The organism is Rummeliibacillus sp. TYF-LIM-RU47 (assembly GCF_008638315.1).
In the GTDB taxonomy this organism is placed as follows: domain Bacteria; phylum Bacillota; class Bacilli; order Bacillales_A; family Planococcaceae; genus Rummeliibacillus; species Rummeliibacillus stabekisii.
This window is the reverse complement of the sequence record NZ_VVIR01000001.1, coordinates 128244-143860: the sequence shown is the minus strand read 5'-3', so window position 1 is coordinate 143860 and position 15617 is coordinate 128244. Positions and strand designations below refer to the sequence as shown.

At 40.7% G+C, this 15617-nt stretch carries 16 protein-coding genes and 1 riboswitch; of the genes, 3 read left to right on the top strand and 13 right to left on the bottom strand.

The window, feature by feature from the left end:
* Nucleotides 1–4 precede the first annotated feature (4 nt).
* From F0527_RS00790 to F0527_RS00735, 12 genes are all read right to left on the bottom strand, one after another.
* Complete coding sequence (locus F0527_RS00790) at nt 5–595, bottom strand: cob(I)yrinic acid a,c-diamide adenosyltransferase (protein WP_066791697.1); 591 nt, start codon at nt 593–595, stop codon at nt 5–7.
* Between the two features lie 17 nt (nt 596–612).
* Complete coding sequence (locus tag F0527_RS00785; RefSeq protein ID WP_150283439.1) at nt 613–1011, bottom strand: bifunctional adenosylcobinamide kinase/adenosylcobinamide-phosphate guanylyltransferase; 399 nt, start codon at nt 1009–1011, stop codon at nt 613–615.
* On the bottom strand, nt 963–1562 hold the full coding sequence (locus F0527_RS00780) for a histidine phosphatase family protein (RefSeq protein WP_150283438.1): 600 nt from the start codon (nt 1560–1562) through the stop codon (nt 963–965). Before F0527_RS00780 ends, F0527_RS00785 begins: the two co-directional genes overlap by 49 nt.
* Entirely contained in the window at nt 1535–2299 is a 765-nt protein-coding gene (cobS, locus tag F0527_RS00775; RefSeq protein ID WP_190323352.1) for an adenosylcobinamide-GDP ribazoletransferase, read from the bottom strand. Before cobS ends, F0527_RS00780 begins: the two co-directional genes overlap by 28 nt.
* Before the next feature lie 13 nt (nt 2300–2312).
* The gene (locus F0527_RS00770; RefSeq protein ID WP_150283436.1) at nt 2313–2891 is read right to left on the bottom strand and encodes a bifunctional adenosylcobinamide kinase/adenosylcobinamide-phosphate guanylyltransferase; all 579 of its coding nucleotides are present in this window, start codon (nt 2889–2891) and stop codon (nt 2313–2315) included.
* The gene (locus F0527_RS00765) at nt 2864–3952 is read right to left on the bottom strand and encodes a pyridoxal phosphate-dependent aminotransferase (protein WP_150283435.1); all 1089 of its coding nucleotides are present in this window, start codon (nt 3950–3952) and stop codon (nt 2864–2866) included. Before F0527_RS00765 ends, F0527_RS00770 begins: the two co-directional genes overlap by 28 nt.
* Nucleotides 3939–4895 (bottom strand): adenosylcobinamide-phosphate synthase CbiB, encoded by a 957-nt coding sequence (gene cbiB, locus F0527_RS00760; protein ID WP_150283434.1) that lies wholly within the window; start codon nt 4893–4895, stop codon nt 3939–3941. Before cbiB ends, F0527_RS00765 begins: the two co-directional genes overlap by 14 nt.
* Nucleotides 4896–6368, bottom strand: a complete 1473-nt coding sequence (locus tag F0527_RS00755) for an adenosylcobinamide amidohydrolase (protein ID WP_150283433.1) — start codon at nt 6366–6368, stop codon at nt 4896–4898. It abuts the gene before it with no gap.
* A gap of 11 nt (nt 6369–6379) precedes the next feature.
* The gene (locus tag F0527_RS00750; protein WP_190323351.1) at nt 6380–7366 is read right to left on the bottom strand and encodes a FecCD family ABC transporter permease; all 987 of its coding nucleotides are present in this window, start codon (nt 7364–7366) and stop codon (nt 6380–6382) included.
* A complete protein-coding gene (locus F0527_RS00745; protein WP_150283432.1) occupies nt 7367–8326 on the bottom strand; it encodes an ABC transporter substrate-binding protein in 960 nt (319 codons plus the stop codon). It abuts the gene before it with no gap.
* Between the two features lie 157 nt (nt 8327–8483).
* Nucleotides 8484–8668, bottom strand: a riboswitch (cobalamin riboswitch).
* A 158-nt stretch (nt 8669–8826) separates the two neighbouring features.
* Nucleotides 8827–10494, bottom strand: coding sequence for an arginine--tRNA ligase (gene argS / locus F0527_RS00740; protein ID WP_150283431.1), 1668 nt, complete (start codon nt 10492–10494; stop codon nt 8827–8829).
* Nucleotides 10491–10931, bottom strand: a complete 441-nt coding sequence (locus tag F0527_RS00735; RefSeq protein ID WP_066791681.1) for a YwiB family protein — start codon at nt 10929–10931, stop codon at nt 10491–10493. Before F0527_RS00735 ends, argS begins: the two co-directional genes overlap by 4 nt.
* Before the next feature lie 252 nt (nt 10932–11183).
* Between F0527_RS00735 and F0527_RS00730 the strand changes: the two genes are divergently transcribed.
* Both F0527_RS00730 and F0527_RS00725 read left to right on the top strand, forming a co-directional pair.
* On the top strand, nt 11184–12290 hold the full coding sequence (locus F0527_RS00730) for a GGDEF domain-containing protein (RefSeq protein ID WP_150283430.1): 1107 nt from the start codon (nt 11184–11186) through the stop codon (nt 12288–12290).
* A 144-nt stretch (nt 12291–12434) separates the two neighbouring features.
* Entirely contained in the window at nt 12435–14489 is a 2055-nt protein-coding gene (locus F0527_RS00725) for a transglycosylase domain-containing protein (protein ID WP_150283429.1), read from the top strand.
* A gap of 247 nt (nt 14490–14736) precedes the next feature.
* Here F0527_RS00725 and F0527_RS00720 read toward each other — a convergent pair whose 3' ends face one another.
* Entirely contained in the window at nt 14737–15252 is a 516-nt protein-coding gene (locus F0527_RS00720; protein ID WP_147195479.1) for a YwhD family protein, read from the bottom strand.
* Nucleotides 15253–15318: 66 nt separating this feature from the next.
* Here F0527_RS00720 and F0527_RS00715 point away from each other — a divergent pair, with 66 nt between their 5' ends.
* Nucleotides 15319–15504 carry a 2-hydroxymuconate tautomerase gene (locus F0527_RS00715; protein ID WP_066791671.1) on the top strand — a complete coding sequence of 62 codons (186 nt, stop codon included), beginning with the start codon at nt 15319–15321 and terminating at the stop codon, nt 15502–15504.
* Nucleotides 15505–15617: the final 113 nt, after the last annotated feature.

Sequence of the window (15617 nt, the reverse complement as noted above, 5' to 3'; positions counted from 1 at the left end):
CGGATTAATCCTTCTCTTTACGGCCGCCATTTTTAAATACTTTCGCCCCACGGATATATTCAATATCAGCAACATTTATTCTACAATTGGCTACACGGGCAGCAGCAAATAAATAATCGGATAAACGATTGAGGTATCGTCCAACAACTAACGGCACATCGTTTTCCTCGGAATTTTTGAAAAGTGTGACAGTCAAACGTTCTGCACGTCTTGCAATAGTGCGGGCAATATGCAAAGTAGCTGCGCCAGGAGAGCCTCCCGGTAGGATAAAGCGTTCAAGTAAAGGCGGCTCATCCATTAGTACATCAATTCGTTTTTCCATAACTTCGATCGGCTCATCTGTCATTTTATAATGGCGCTCTTTCATCACATTCGCTAAATCACCGCCACAATCGAACAATTCATTTTGTATATTTTGCAAATCTTCTAGGATATCTTGGAATTTCTCTTGATCTAGCTCAGTCATTGCCTTGCCGATAAATGAATTCAATTCATCAATTGTGCCATATGCTTCTACTCGCAAATCATCCTTATCCACTCTTCGGCCAATAATGCTTGTTTTCCCCTTGTCACCTGTACGTGTGTATAAATTCATTGAAATCCCCTTCTTTCTTACTTAATATTTTCGCTCAAGCCATACCAGATGCGTGTGACATGTTCACTACTCTTAAATAGCTCCTGATAAAGCCTACCGCACGCATCCCTTAATATTCGATCATGCCGGCTAAGAGGAACAATTCCTCGCCCCATTTCAGTTGCAATGACGATCACCTGATGTTCTTTCTCCCATAATTGTAACTGTTTTGCTATCTTTTTCGCGAGTATTAATTCATCTTTTTCCTCATCTGATTGGAGAATTTTTTCTAAATGAGAAATGACAATAGTTTTGTTTTTGGGCTCTTTTGGCAGGACACCTTCATACCACGCTACATCATTTTCATGCTGTTCAATGAGCCAATTTCTCACATACTCATGTTTGCCGTTATAGGCACCACCGATAAAAACGTGCATCTTTCTCCCTCCTCAAAAGCCCTTCTCGACTCCCACTCCAATGTATATATATCATTATGCGTGACTACCCAATCCCAAAACTGGCTTTCGTGCGGTGCAAATTCCGTCAGCAAAACGCGAATCGTACCACCGTGCACTACGAGCGGGTACACTGATAAGCCTTGTGGCAATTTTTTAAAAGCTATCCGACAGCGATTAGTCATGATTTCTAATGTTTCGCCCTCCAGCGGTGCTACTTGATTCGAATCATCCAACCACTTTTGATAGTGCTGGTCTTCCTTTAATTCTTCATAGGTTTTCCCTTCAAACTGACCAAAGTTCAATTCCCTAAGCCCCTCGTCTTCTACATAAACCGCACCCGGAAAATAAGCTTCAGCCGTTTGCTTGCAGCGCACTAAATCGCTTCCGAAAACAACGGGATATTCCCTATTTACTACTGGCAGCTCTTCTCTTTTCAAAATGGGCTCATCTTTCCAGCCTAGATACCGCTTTTCGTCGTTGCTTTTTGTTTTGGCATGGCGTATTAGATGCACAACAACAGGACTATCCATAAAACCGCCTCCATCCCTTCGATAAGAGCTCCAAGCAAATCTCCTGAACTCCCGCTAAACTGCTGAAGTGACCACCATCTATAGATCATAGCAGCCAACACAATCATGAATAGCAGAAAAAGTATAGCCCATGTTCCACTAAGCCATATAAATAAAGCTCCTCCTACAATCATCGAACATACAGTTCCAATTAACCAATATTTCATATGTAAGTGCTGTTTAAAAAAGTGAGCCAATCCCTTCTCTTTAGATGTACGTGTACAAATAAAATAAATTGACATACACAATCGTGATAAGAAAGGAACAGCAATTAGCCATATCCAATGAAAAGACGGCTTCGCGAGCAATTCTGTCAAAAAGAAGATTTTAGCTAGAATTAGAAATACCAATGATATAGCGCCAAAAGCACCTGTCCGAGGATCATCCAAAATCTCTAATCGTTTTTTCTTATCTCTGTAAGAAAAATAGGCATCGCTTGTGTCTACATATCCATCCAAATGAAGTCCACCTGAACAAATGACATAACCGCTAATCAAAATAAAACTTAAAAGTAATGAACTAATGTCTGTGTATGTATGCAATAAATAATAGACACTAGACAACACAAAGCCTATCAATGCGCCCAGCCAAGGAAAAACGACAAACATGGCCGTGACGGTCTTTTTCGTCATTGGAATTTCTTTATGAATAGGCAAAATTGAAAAAAATTGAAGTGCAAGCAGCAGACCATTTGTCATTCTAATTCGCTCCCTACTTCCATTTATGTATAAAGCCGTAATCAATTTCAATTGCTTCTGAAGCATTCTTGACAAACCACTGGTGGAGCCTGCCAATTGTCTGCTGATATAGATGTACCTCAGGATTTGCGGAAAGAGGTTCATCTAACATTTCGTTGGAAACGATGGCGAGAGGTATTCCCATAGCGCGAATTTGTAAAATAGTGCTTTTCATCTCGTCCATCCGCTGTTTGAGTTTGCCTTCTTGCTTCCAAGCAAAAACGCCTGATTCACTCTGTTCATAGAATTCATTCGATAGCCAAGTTGTGACGCAATCCCAAAGAATAGCATCTCCTTGCTTCACCTGAACCAATACCTTTTTGAAATTCGTGGGTTGTTCAATGGTTACCCATTGATGCTCTTGCATTATCCGGTCATGTTTATGCCGCTCTATCCGGTTTGTCATTTCTTCATCGAAGGCTACACCCGTTGCTAAGTAGACCAAGCGATTTGCTCGCACTTCCTTTGCTAACTCTACTAATCGCTGCTCCGCATACGCACTTTTGCCGCTTCGAACACCGCCTGTTATAAATGAGAGTTTTGCTTGATCCATGCTTCCATCTCCTCTTGAAGAACTGCCATTGCCTGTTCATTCTTCATTCCTACTCGAAACCATTTACCATCCAATCCTTTAAAGTTTTCAGTATGCCGCAGGACAATGCCGCTGTTCAGCATTTCGTGAAAAAATCTTTGAGACAAATCTGGATGAGGAAGCTTAAAACAAACATAATTAGTCACGCTCTTTGTTGTTTTGCATCCTAATTTTTGCAGGAAATCTACAAATTTTGCTTTCGACTTTTTAGCATATTCTATGGATTTTTCTCTATAATGCGTTTCGTCGATACATTTTGCTCCTATATGGGCAGCGATGCCATTAATATGCCAATGCGGTACTTTTTCGCGCAATGCTTCAATCAATGCAGGAGAGCTTACCATATAGCCTAGCCGGATTCCTGGAATTGCGTACATTTTGGTCATCGAGCGCACAATGATTAGATTTGAAAAATCCTCTATGTACGAAATCATGGATGCTTCCTCCCCAATCCAATCGATGAAGGCTTCATCCAATATTACTGTGCAGCCCATTTTTTGACCTTCCTCTAAAAGGTGCACCAGTTCATTCCTTGGTGGCAGTACACCGGTAGGATTATTTGGTGTGCAAAGGTACAACAGATCGGCACGCTTCATATTTTCTATAATATGGTCTATTGGCAGCTTCCAATTTTCGATCTCTTCTACTGAGAGATGAATGATTTCTGTCCCATTTGCTCTTAAAGTTGCCTCGTATTCCGAAAAGGTTGGATGAACAATCATCGCACATTTTCTTTGAAAGTGTCCAGCAAGCAATGAAAAAATCTCGGCCGCACCATTCCCAAGCAATACGCGGCTCTTCGGAATGCCGTGATATGCTGCAATAGCAGATAGAAATGGTTCGCCGTGCGGTTCTGGATAGCTAGAAAGTAAGTGTATATAGCCTTGCCAGTTTTCTACTACTGAGAGGGGCGGCCCTAATGGATTTACATTTTCACTGTAATCTATGATTTGTTCTGGAAGCGGAATTGCTAATTCACTGTATAACAATTGCGGATTCGCTCCATGGTTAGGCAATGACAATCATAACTCCTCCTATCATAATACCGAGTAACCAAAAATAAGCTGTGACAGAATACATTTGATTTACGGCTAGCTGAATATGTCTCGGAGCTAACTCTACTTCCTTCTGCCCCATTGTGGCTCTTTTGGAGACAACACCTTTATAATAATTAGTTCCACCCAGTTGTACACCAAGCTGATAAGCAGTCGCTGCTTCTAAATAACCACTATTAGGGCTTGGATGCTTCTTGGCATCAGTCAACCATCCCCTCATTCGTTCAGAAAGTGAATGCTTCGTCTCATTTTGCATCGTTAAAAGGATCAGTAATCCTGTCAAACGGCTTGGGATATAGTTGAAGACATCGTCTGTATGAGCTGCTACAAAACCAAACTCATTGAATTCCTTATTTTTGTACGCAACCATTGAATCAAGCGTATTTACAGCTTTGTACATCCAGATGCCAGCTGCACCGAATAGAAAAGCCCAAAATAATGGAGCCGTCACGCCATCGCTCGTATTTTCAGAAACTGTCTCTACCACACCTCGTGTGACTTCGCTTTCCGAAAGTTTCTCTGTATCTCGCCCAACAATCCACGAAAGCTTCACACGTGCTTGTACTAAATTGCCAGCAGTAAGAGGTTCATAGACTTCCATCGCTGCTTGTTTCAAGCTCTTTTGGGCAAGCCCAAATGTAATGAGTAAACCTTCTACCAAGATGCCAAAAACAATGCCCACTTGATAGGCAATCACAACCACTGCATAAGCGGATACAGTCGTTGCTCCTACGACCAAAATGACTAGCAACGCACCCTTCGTTTTGCGGAATCCACCCTTATTCAATCGTTTTGTTAGCCATCCGATCAAACTGCCGATCCATTTTACAGGGTGCGGCATTCTTTTAGGATCTCCAATAAGACGGTCAAGAAAGATCCCTAGCGTACAAGCGATTAAATGTGCCAGCATTTAGTCTTGCTCCTTCGCTTTTTTATAGTCTTGCAGTGCAGTACAAAGGGTTTCATAAACACCGCGACCGATGAGCTTGCCTACTGCGGTTGCACTTCCTGCATATTCATAAAAAGGACCATTTTGCGTTGCGGCGATTAGCACACTATCTGTTGAGGTGCCTGTTGCAATGGTGCCAGAAACAACATCTTTAATTTGTTCTGTATACATCGCCTTTGTTTTCGCTTCCGTTATAGCAATCATCCCCTGCATGAACGATTCATCTGTCAATGTGCCATTGATAAACACCCATATATTAATAGTCCCTACATGAAATACATCTTCTCTTTTGTAAGCGCTCGCAATATCGATTGCATTACCCACCCCAGCAGTAACTGCCACAACAATATCGGCCTCGTCGGAAGTGAATTGCCGTACTACTGCATTTTTAGCTGGCACTGCAGTCATCATGGCGACTGTATTTGTAGGAGAAAATCCTTTCTCCATTAAGTATTCTTTTAATTCATCATGCGCATCATCGCACATATACTCTGCATCAACCGTCCGGTTAACGAAATACTGATACCAGCCGACGCCTGCATTATGGACGGCAGAGGAGAAAGCCTTCAAGGGTGAAGATGTATTTAACTCGACATACTCATCACGTATTTTTATATCTTCTGCTTTTATCGGAATACTTTCCTCCCTCTCCCCTATTTCAGGCATTAATGTCATTTGGGGTTTGGGCAAAATAGGATGTGGATAGGTCGATATAGTCGTGTGATAGACGTCTTTTATAAAGTGTTCTTTTAGCACCTCATGCGGCTCACCCAACGCATAAATTTTTCCTTTATTTAGCAAGAGCAGGCGATCACAGTAGAGCGCTGCCAGATTGATATCATGGAAGATGGACAGAACTGTTAATCCATTTTGGACCACTTCAAGGCGAATCATATCAAGTAGTTTTCGCTGGTGTTCGATATCCAAATGGTTAGTTGGCTCATCCAGCAACAATAAATCAGCACTCTGTGCCAGTGCTTGTGCCACATATGTACGCTGTTGCTCACCACCTGAAAGATTTTCAAGCAACTGTTTTTCGTATGAGAGAATGCCTGTGGACTCCATCGCCTTTTTAATCGCTGATTCATCCTCATCCGTCCATGTGGAAAGCCACCTATGCTGATAAGGGTAACGACCAATCGAAACTGTCTCTCGAACAGAATGCGAAAAAGCCTGTGTATGTAGTTGTGGCAGCACAGCCATTTTGCGGGCAAGCTCTTTTGCCGTATACTCCTCTCGACTCTTCCCTTCAATCTGAACATTTCCCTGATTGAATGGGAGCGTACCGCTAATAGCTTTAAGTAGCGTAGATTTGCCACTGCCATTTGGGCCAAGTACCCCTAAGAATTGGCCTTTTTCCACACTAAAATTTATACCTTTTACAATTGGATGTTTCTCATCATATCCTCCTGTAAGATCTTTTACGTTTAGCATTCTGTACCCCCCTATCCTTTTCGTTGCCTAAAGAAGATATAGGCGAATACCGGCGCACCAAGCAATGCCGTAATCACACCGATAGGCAGTTCTGTCGGCGCAATAATTGTTCTTGCAACTAAATCACAAAGTATGAGCAGTGATGCCCCGTTCATCAGTGAAAGTGGCAAAAGATGCTGATGATTCGCGCCAAAAAGCAAGCGTGTCATATGCGGTACTACTAGCCCCACAAATCCGATGGTGCCTGATACAGAAACAGCTGCTCCCGTTAACATCGATCCACCAATCAGTAGCGTTAATTTACTTCTTCTAACATTGACGCCTAAATATTTCGCTCGTTCTTCGCCAAATAGCATGGCATTCAATTCTCGTCGGTTCAGCCATAATAGAATTGTGCCCACTATGACGAACGGTAAAATCATCTTAACATATGGCCAGCCGCGCATCGACACACTGCCCATTAGCCAGCTAATGATTTGTCGAAGCTCCTCACCAGTGAGCGCGATCATCAAAGAGATGATAGAGCTGAGAAATGAACTAATGATTATGCCTGTTAATATCAGCGTTTCCATTTTCATCGCTTTGTCTACAAGCTTCGCAAATCCTAAAACCAAAAACATTGTCAATAATGCACCTATCATGCTGAATGCGGGCAACGTAAACATGCCCAATACAGGTGCTGAAAGACTGAAAAAGAGCGTCATCACGGCGCCCACTGAGGCACCTGATGACACTCCTAACGTATATGGATCAGCAAGCGGATTCTTAAGCAACCCTTGGAAAGCGGCACCTGAAATAGCTAATGATGCTCCAACGAGTCCTGCTAAAATCACACGAGGCATTCGAATAGACCATAATATATTCGATGCTACTTCATCTGCATTATTGTCCCATAACGTACTGATTGGCACTTTAACAGCGCCGGCTGATATCCCCAAAGCCATGCTCAAAAGAAGAATAGCAAGAGTTACGAGATATCCAACTACTATTTTTTTCACTTATTTAAATACCTCTGGATAAACAGCTTTCGCCACTTCCTCAAGCCCTTCAGCAAGGCGAGGTCCTGGACGGCTAGTCTTGTCCGGATCAACTTGTACTACTCGGTCGTTTTTAATAGCCTTTAAATCTTTAAACCCTTGGCGTTTTTTTACTTTCTCTACGATATTCGGTACATAATTATATGTGATTAAGTATACATCTGGGTCACGCTTAATAATTTCCTCAGGGTCGATTTTAAACCAACCTGATTGATCATCTGCCACATTTTTAACATTCGCTAGGTTTAAGATTTCTTGCATGAATGTATCTTTACCAGCTGTATAAATCTCAGGCTCATCAGAGTTTTCAACGAATACATTGCGTTTTTTTACATCTGCTACTTTAGCCTGTACATCTTTTACTTTCGCTTTCATATCTTCTACAATTTGATCTGCTTTTGCACTTCTATTTGTAATTTTGCCGATTGTTTTAATCGAGTCATATGTTTCCTCAAAGTTGCTGGCATTTTTAACGACAAATACAGGAATATCTGCATCTCGAAGTTGCTGTATACCGCTCTTTGCAGATTCGGCAATCATGCCATGCGCAAAAACGGCATCCGGTTTTAAGCTGATAATTTTTTCAATATTAAGCTCCATGCCGCCTACTTTATCTTTTTTAGTAGCAGCTTCTGGATACGTATCATTATCTGTCACGCCGATTACGTGATCATCTAATCCTAAAGCAAAAAGAATCTCAGTATTACTCGGCATTAAAGACACAATCTTCGTTGGTTCCTGCTTAAATTCGACTTTATTGTCTGTATCATCTGTTACTGTCATTGGATATGTAGCTGTTTTGTTTTCTGATTGCGTGGTTTTGTTTTCTGCTTCTGGCTTTTTAGAGTCGGATTGGCCACAGCCTACAAGCAATGTAAATGCCATCACAAGCATAAAACCAAGCTGCCATAGTTTCTTCATTTTTTACTCCCCCTGGTGTGTAAGATTACTGTTGGTTGGAGAAAAAGGTCTTTAACCTTTTCTCCAAAATAAAAAACTCTCGTTCACAACGAGAGGTTTGGTGATTGCAGCATTATAAAAAAGATCATAATGGCACCTATCAATCCTCGTCGATATAAACGGTGTTCTATAATCGGCAGGTATCCTGGCTCGTGATCATCGCGCATCGCACCTTCCCAAAGTTTCCTTCAGTGGCATTCTCGAATTGCTCACACTTACAGTGGCGGGACCGCATCGGCTTTTACCGATTTCCCTTTTAACCCAAATAGCTCTCTATTCGGGACCGATTAAACTATGTATTTTATTTCTTTTTATTATATCTAATATTTTGTAAATTAGGAAGAGATATTTAATAGATTATTCTAGTCAGGTAATTTCCAAGCTAGGTGAAGTTGTTTATCAACAAAAAAGCAGAGCAACAATATGGTGTTGTTGGCTCCGCTTTTTAAGAGTTATAATTATTACATTTTTTCCGGTGCAGAAACGCCAATCAATTTTAGCGCGTTCGCGATCGTTGTGCGAACTGCTGTGATAAGTGCAAGGCGTGCTTCTGAACGGTCTTTATTTTCTTCATCTAACACTTTTTCAGCATTGTAGAAGCGATGGAAAGTTGCGGCAAGTTCTTGAATATAGTTGGCGATACGGTGCGGTGCACGTACACGAGCAGCGTCAGCTACAATTTGCGGGAAATCGCCTACTTTTTTCAACAGCTCAATATCTTTTTCTGTAGACAAAGCGTCAAGGTGTTCGATTGATGGTACAAACCCTTTTTCTGCGCTTTGGCGCAAGATTGAGCTAATACGCGCATGAGCATATTGTGCGTAATATACAGGGTTTTCGTTTGATTGTTTAACAGCCAAATCCAAATCAAAATCTAAATGAGAGTCACCTGCACGCATAGCAAAGTTATAGCGTACTGCATCTAGGCCAACTTCTTCTACCAACTCACGAAGTGTAACTGCATTCCCCGTACGTTTAGACATTTTCACTTTCTCGCCGTTACGCATTAGGTTAACCATTTGAATGACTTCCACTTCTAATCGGTCGCGGTCATAGCCAAGTGCTTCAATCGCAGCTTTCATACGTGGAATATAACCATGATGGTCTGCACCCCAGATATTGATCAATTGGTCAAAGCCACGACGCAATTTATCTTCGTGATAAGAAATATCTGGTGTTAGATAAGTGTAAGAACCATCTGATTTTACTAATACACGATCTTTATCATCGCCAAATGTAGTAGAGCGGAACCAAATGGCACCGTCTTGTTCGAAAACATGTCCATTATCTCTTAGTTTTTGAAGAGCTGTTTCCACTTTTCCGTCTTTGTAGAGTGATGTTTCAGAGAACCAAACATCGAAATCCACACGGAAATCGTGCAAATCTTTTTGTAGCTTGCCGAATTCATGTTTTAATCCATGCTCACGGAAAAACTCAAAACGTTCTTCATCTGACTTATCAAGGATTTCAGGGCCATATTCTGCTGAAAGCTCTTTAGCGATTTCAATGATGTCTTTCCCATGATATCCATCTTCAGGCATATTGAATGGCAAACCAAGCGATTCGCGATATCTTGCCTCAAGGGAGTTCGCTAATTTATTGATTTGGTTACCGGCATCATTAATATAGTATTCACGAGAAACATCATAACCAGCAAAGTCTAAAACATTGCATAAAGAATCGCCGACTGAAGCACCACGCGCATGTCCTAGGTGAAGATCGCCAGTTGGGTTTGCAGAAACAAATTCAACTTGGACCTTTTCACCTTTGCCTGTGTTTGTACGGCCATAATTAACGCCTTGATCTAAGACCATCTTCACAACATCTGCTAAGTAATCTTTGCGCAATGTGATGTTCATAAAACCAGGGCCAGCAATCTCGATGTTTTCAATATTTGTTTGTTCTGTTTCAAGGTTTTCAAGAATCGCTTCTGCTATCGCACGAGGTGGCTTTTTAGCCAGCTTAGTTAGCTGCATCGCCACATTCGTAGCATAGTCACCATTCTCTTTGCTTTTCGGTGTTTCAAGGTGAATATTCAAAGAACTCGTATCTTCAATGATGCCTGCTTTTTGAATAGCTGCTTTTAGCGCATCTTTAATGGCTTGTTGCACTTGTTCTACTGCGTTCATTTATTTCCCTCCGTGTACTGTAGTTCTAATATAAAATTGCCCGCATGTTCGGAACCGATAATTAATTCGTACTGTAGATAAAACCGGCCGCTGTGCGTAGTTTCCGATGGATGGTATTTCATTTCCTTCACCTGAGTAAATAACGGTAGTTGTCCAAATTGGCTTTGATAATGGCCCCTTTGTGATTCTCCCACGACAAATGGCATGCGCATCTTAACATCACCATTGCGAATAATCATTGCATCCTTATCACCAAACCGCAATGTTGTCCGTATATGTGAGTCCTCTTGCACTTCGGTGTATTGCAAATAGATTTGTCCGCGTTTTTCCATAAGGGTACCCTCAGACCAAAACTCAATCTGCTCAGGCTTTTCACCTTGTTGTGTGATTGTTGAAGTTATTTTTAATTGTACCGGTATTGAAAGAGCATCTGGCATAAGTGATGCCTCCATTTTCTACTTAATATAACCTTTTTATTATAGGATAGGAGAGGAGTTCATTTCAAGGTACAACTTGCGATTGAACCCCTTTCTGTCAGTTTAACCATCCTATCCTCAATGTGCCCAAAGCAAATCTATTTCAGAATAAAAATACATTTTAACATTTCTTTATGCAGATTGAAAAAATTTTTCTTCTCGCTATCTAGGTAAATGGTATAATAGATAGAAGACTTTAGGCGGTGATATTACGTGTTTCTTGAATACGCAGTTTATTTTTCGCTATTATTTACTTTTGTCATTTCCTTTTACCTTGCCTATCAGTTACTTGAGCAATCTACTGGCATCTATAAGGAATTCCATCCATGGATTGTTGGTTTTGCCGCTTCTATTACAGGTTTGCTTTTAATGAAAGCATCCACCCATTTTAAGAGCGAATATCTAATAAACGGCGATTTGCGCAATGTGCTTTTGTTGTTATCCGGATGGCTTGGCGGCCCTATTTCTATGGGTATTGCGGCAACATTAATTGGCATAACGCGCATATATATTTCCGGTCTCTCGGAAATTTCCATCCATTCTGGAATTTTGACCATCATAGTAGGACTTATTCTCGCCTTACTAGCTTGGTGGAAACCGATTAAATTTCGCAATCTGCATTATTATCTATTGCTTTCCATTCTTTTTTACGCCTCTAGCATTGCGCTCAATGCAGAAAATTGGTTAATAAGCGCTGTGCTATTATTCATTATCTCGATTCCAGCACTTTATATAACTGCGTTTGTAATTCGTCTCTTAAATAATCAGTTTAATAAAATCCATACAATCGAAAAAATGGTAGAAACTGATTTTTTAACAGGCTTGCCAAATATCCGAAAATGTAAGTGCATTATAGATCGTTACATTCAAAGCGAAATTCCGTTTGCCCTGCTATTGATTGACATAGACCAATTTAGCAAGATTAATATGAAACATGGCGTTATGGTGGGCGACCAATTTTTAAGGAAAATTGGCGAATTGCTAAAAGAATTTAATAGAGAACATCCTGGTTCTACCTCTATTCGGATTAGTGGAGAAGAATTTTATTTAATTTGCAAAGATCTGCCGCCCGCATCCAGTTTGCAATATGCCTATGATATAAGTAAATCCATCTCCAAGATGTCAGTAGATTTAGAAGACGGAAGCAGTGCTTCTATCTCTGTTAGTGTCGGTATTGCTAACTATCCTGAGAACGGCAAGACGATTTACGAAATTGCCCAATCCACACACGATGCCTTTCGACTTGCAACAACGAAAGGGAACAATCAAATCGTTCACTATAATCAAATCCCTAAAACTCCTGTGCCAATGGACAAATAGCCATTGGCACTTTTTTTGTATTCAGATTTGTAAGATCTGTCCTGCTTTTTATTCGTTTTTCATCAAATTTAGCGCTATTCTTTCCGTTTAGTTTGTGCAATCTCTTCACATACTAGTTTCAACGATAGGAAAGGAAGCGATAGGATGAACCGAGCTGAATATCATAAGCAACGAAAAAAGAAGCTGCGACTACGGCAGTTAGTCATATTGATGGTCGTGTGTGCCTCAAGCGTCATTACTGCTCTGGTCTCACTCCGTGTTTACGCTCAAATTACAGGGGCTCCATCTTTAACTGTTCCTAAGGCAACCGTTTTTTTAGATACTAGCGGGGAACAAATTGGAGATAAATTTGCCGGACAACGTCGTTACTGGGTAGGGTTAGATGATATTTCGCCTTTTGTAACAAAAGCCTTGATTGCTACTGAAGACCAAAATTTTTATAAGCACAATGGTTTTGACTATACACGGATTGCAGGCGCCATAGTACAAGATGTGAAAGCAATGAAAAAAGTGCAAGGTGCTAGTACGATTACTCAACAGTATGCCCGCAATTTATATCTTTCACACGATAAAACATGGCTTCGTAAAATGAATGAGGCCCTCTATACGTATCGATTAGAAACTTTCTATGATAAAGATCAGATTCTAGAAGGATATTTAAATACAGTTTATTTTGGTCATGGTATGTATGGAATTGAAGCTGCCAGCCGCTATTATTTCGCCAAACCAGCAAAAGAGCTTACACTTCCTGAGGCTGCATCCCTGGTAGCAATACCGAAAGGGCCGAGCATTTACTCGCCTCTGGCAAGTGAAGAAAATAATCATAATAGACAGCAGCTGATCTTGTCGTTGATGAGAAATAAAGAGATGATTACAGAAGAAGCAAAAGAACGCGCACAAAATGAAAACCTAACATTTAAATATGACGAGTGGGATAGCGATAAAATGAATGCTCCTTACTTTGTCGATACAGTTTGGGCGGAGGCTAAAAAGATTTTGGAGAAAAATGGTCGAAACATTGCAGAAGGCGGTTGGACTATCCAAACGACTTTAAATCCGCTCCACCAAAAAGCTGCAGAGGAAGCTGTAGAGAAAAATATGCCAAGTTCTGGTCTTCAAGTTGGATTTGTCAGCATGGATCCTAAAACAGGATATGTGACTTCATTAGTAGGAGGCACTCATTATACAGAGAGTTCATATAATCGTGTGACCCAAGCAAAAAGGCAACCTGGTTCTGCTATTAAACCGTTTTTATATGCGACTGCATTAGAAAATGATTTTTCGCCAATCACATTTATGGATGCAGAAAAAACCATTTTCACCTATGACGGTGGACGTTCAGAGTATGAACCTAAAAATGTAAATGGCAAATTTGCCAATCACCCTATTTCGCTTGCACAAGCATTGGCCATCTCTGACAATATTTTTGCCGTAAAAACCTATGAGGAAGTAGGTCATCGTAAATTTAAGCAAATGCTCAATCGCTTTGGCATTGGTGAAACCCTACAAAATACACCTTCTGTGGCACTTGGTACAACAGAAGTGACGCTGAAGGATATTACATCCGCATATAATACACTCGCTGCAGGCGGAGTTAAGAGATCACCAATTACCGTGCTCTCTATCAAGGATGGCGAAGGCAAATTAATTTATGAAGTTGAAGAAAAACGTGAAGAAAAAAGAGTGCTAAAAAAAGATGAGAATTTCATTTTAACTCAGTTGATGACAGGCATGTTTGACCCTGTGTTTAACGACTATACCCCTGCTACAGGTGTAAGTCTGCGCAACAGACAAACAAGACCTTATGCTGCAAAATCGGGTACAACCCTGACAGACCAAATGATGATCGGCTTTACGCCATCATTAACAGCCGGTGTATGGAACGGATACGACCAGGGAAAACAGCTCTCAAGTGAAGAAGATGCAAGAGCTACAAAGCATATCTGGATTGACTTTATGGAAGGGGCACTGAAAGATACTCCCAGCGAACCTTTTATCGCACCAAAAGGTGTTCAATCCGCTATCATAGATGTTGAAACTGGGGGCATTGCTACAAAAGCATGTGGCAGACAGCGATTAGTATATCTCAAGAAAAAAGATATGCCCAAGAAAAAATGCACAGATCCTTCTATCGTTAATGAATTGACAAAAGAAACGGATGAAACATGGAGTCTGTTCCCATTCTCTTTATTTGAATAACAAACTAAAAAAAACTTCCATTCCAAAGGTGTCCGTTAACCTTTGGGGTGGAAGTTTTCTGCTTCAAGATGACTGCATTTATCCTTTCGCCCTTGGGATGGCTAATGAGAACCATACAACTTCTCGCACAGCATATGTCCTAGCTTACATTTGCAAGCTTTAATTCTAGTGTACTTCCTTTCCAGAACACTTTCAACCACGTAATTAGAAAGTGCCAGAAAAAAGCGCATGTTCGACAAAAATTGGATCATTCAAAGCCTAAATCAGCATGTAATGAAGGACTGCTATTTTTCCACATCTCTTCATTAAAGTTTTTCAAAAACTCACCAAGGACCTGTTTTGACGTCGTATCCATTTCATCAATCATAATATTTCTTTTCATGGATTTATCCATTTTGTTGACATGCTCTGCCAGTATTTTGTAGCCTCTGCGTTTTTCGCGATTGACTACCATTTCGCATGCAGTCACACCAGCATAATATGGCCCGTTCTCTTTTTGTTCAATCGTTACCCATACAAGCCAGTACGGTTTGCCACCTTCAGAATCTTTACGGTCTGTTGTAAATTTGATACCCTTTTCGACTGCACTTCTTGCATGCATTGCACCAATATCTACTTCAGCTGTTTTTTCATTCACATCGATGATGACTGGAGAGACATTCTCAAGTGTGATGGAACCAATTCCAAACCCTTTGTGGCCATCGGTAGGATTGTTTTTAATTATGGTAAATTCCATTTTTTTCGGTTGCTGTTCATTTGCCATTTCATAATTCCTCCGTATACGTTATGATTACCACTATACACTACATTTTACACAAGGAGACTTCTTATGCCTATCGTAACGATTAAAATGCTTGAAGGACGTACAGACGAACAAAAACACCAGCTTGTCAAATCAGTCACAGACGCAGTATCTGAAAGTGTGAATGCGCCTAAAGAAAATATCTCCATTATTATTGAAGAGATGAAAAAAGAACACTACGCAGTAGGCGGCGTCCGTAAAAGCGAAGTCTAATAAGCATTTAAAACAGACAGACATTGAATGAGATTTCATTGAATGTGCTAATTGAAGTGGGTGTATCGAATCTGCGAGTCGAATGCCCACTTCATTAAAATATTGCATCAAAA

Bases quoted from the DNA above. Each gene is read 5' to 3' on its own strand.
- F0527_RS00755 (WP_150283433.1), bottom strand. From the start codon at position 6,368: ATGCTAAACGTAAAAGATCTTACAGGAGGATATGATGAGAAACATCCA.
- argS (WP_150283431.1), bottom strand. From the start codon at position 10,494: ATGAACGCAGTAGAACAAGTGCAACAAGCCATTAAAGATGCGCTAAAA.
- F0527_RS00790 (WP_066791697.1), bottom strand. From the start codon at position 595: ATGAATTTATACACACGTACAGGTGACAAGGGGAAAACAAGCATTATT.
- F0527_RS00745 (WP_150283432.1), bottom strand. From the start codon at position 8,326: ATGAAGAAACTATGGCAGCTTGGTTTTATGCTTGTGATGGCATTTACA.
- F0527_RS00735 (WP_066791681.1), bottom strand. From the start codon at position 10,931: ATGCCAGATGCTCTTTCAATACCGGTACAATTAAAAATAACTTCAACA.
- F0527_RS00770 (WP_150283436.1), bottom strand. From the start codon at position 2,891: ATGGATCAAGCAAAACTCTCATTTATAACAGGCGGTGTTCGAAGCGGC.
- F0527_RS00725 (WP_150283429.1), top strand. From the start codon at position 12,435: ATGAACCGAGCTGAATATCATAAGCAACGAAAAAAGAAGCTGCGACTA.
- F0527_RS00780 (WP_150283438.1), bottom strand. From the start codon at position 1,562: ATGGATAGTCCTGTTGTTGTGCATCTAATACGCCATGCCAAAACAAAA.
- F0527_RS00715 (WP_066791671.1), top strand. From the start codon at position 15,319: ATGCCTATCGTAACGATTAAAATGCTTGAAGGACGTACAGACGAACAA.
- F0527_RS00785 (WP_150283439.1), bottom strand. From the start codon at position 1,011: ATGCACGTTTTTATCGGTGGTGCCTATAACGGCAAACATGAGTATGTG.
- F0527_RS00720 (WP_147195479.1), bottom strand. From the start codon at position 15,252: ATGGCAAATGAACAGCAACCGAAAAAAATGGAATTTACCATAATTAAA.
- cbiB (WP_150283434.1), bottom strand. From the start codon at position 4,895: ATGCTGGCACATTTAATCGCTTGTACGCTAGGGATCTTTCTTGACCGT.
- cobS (WP_190323352.1), bottom strand. From the start codon at position 2,299: ATGACAAATGGTCTGCTGCTTGCACTTCAATTTTTTTCAATTTTGCCT.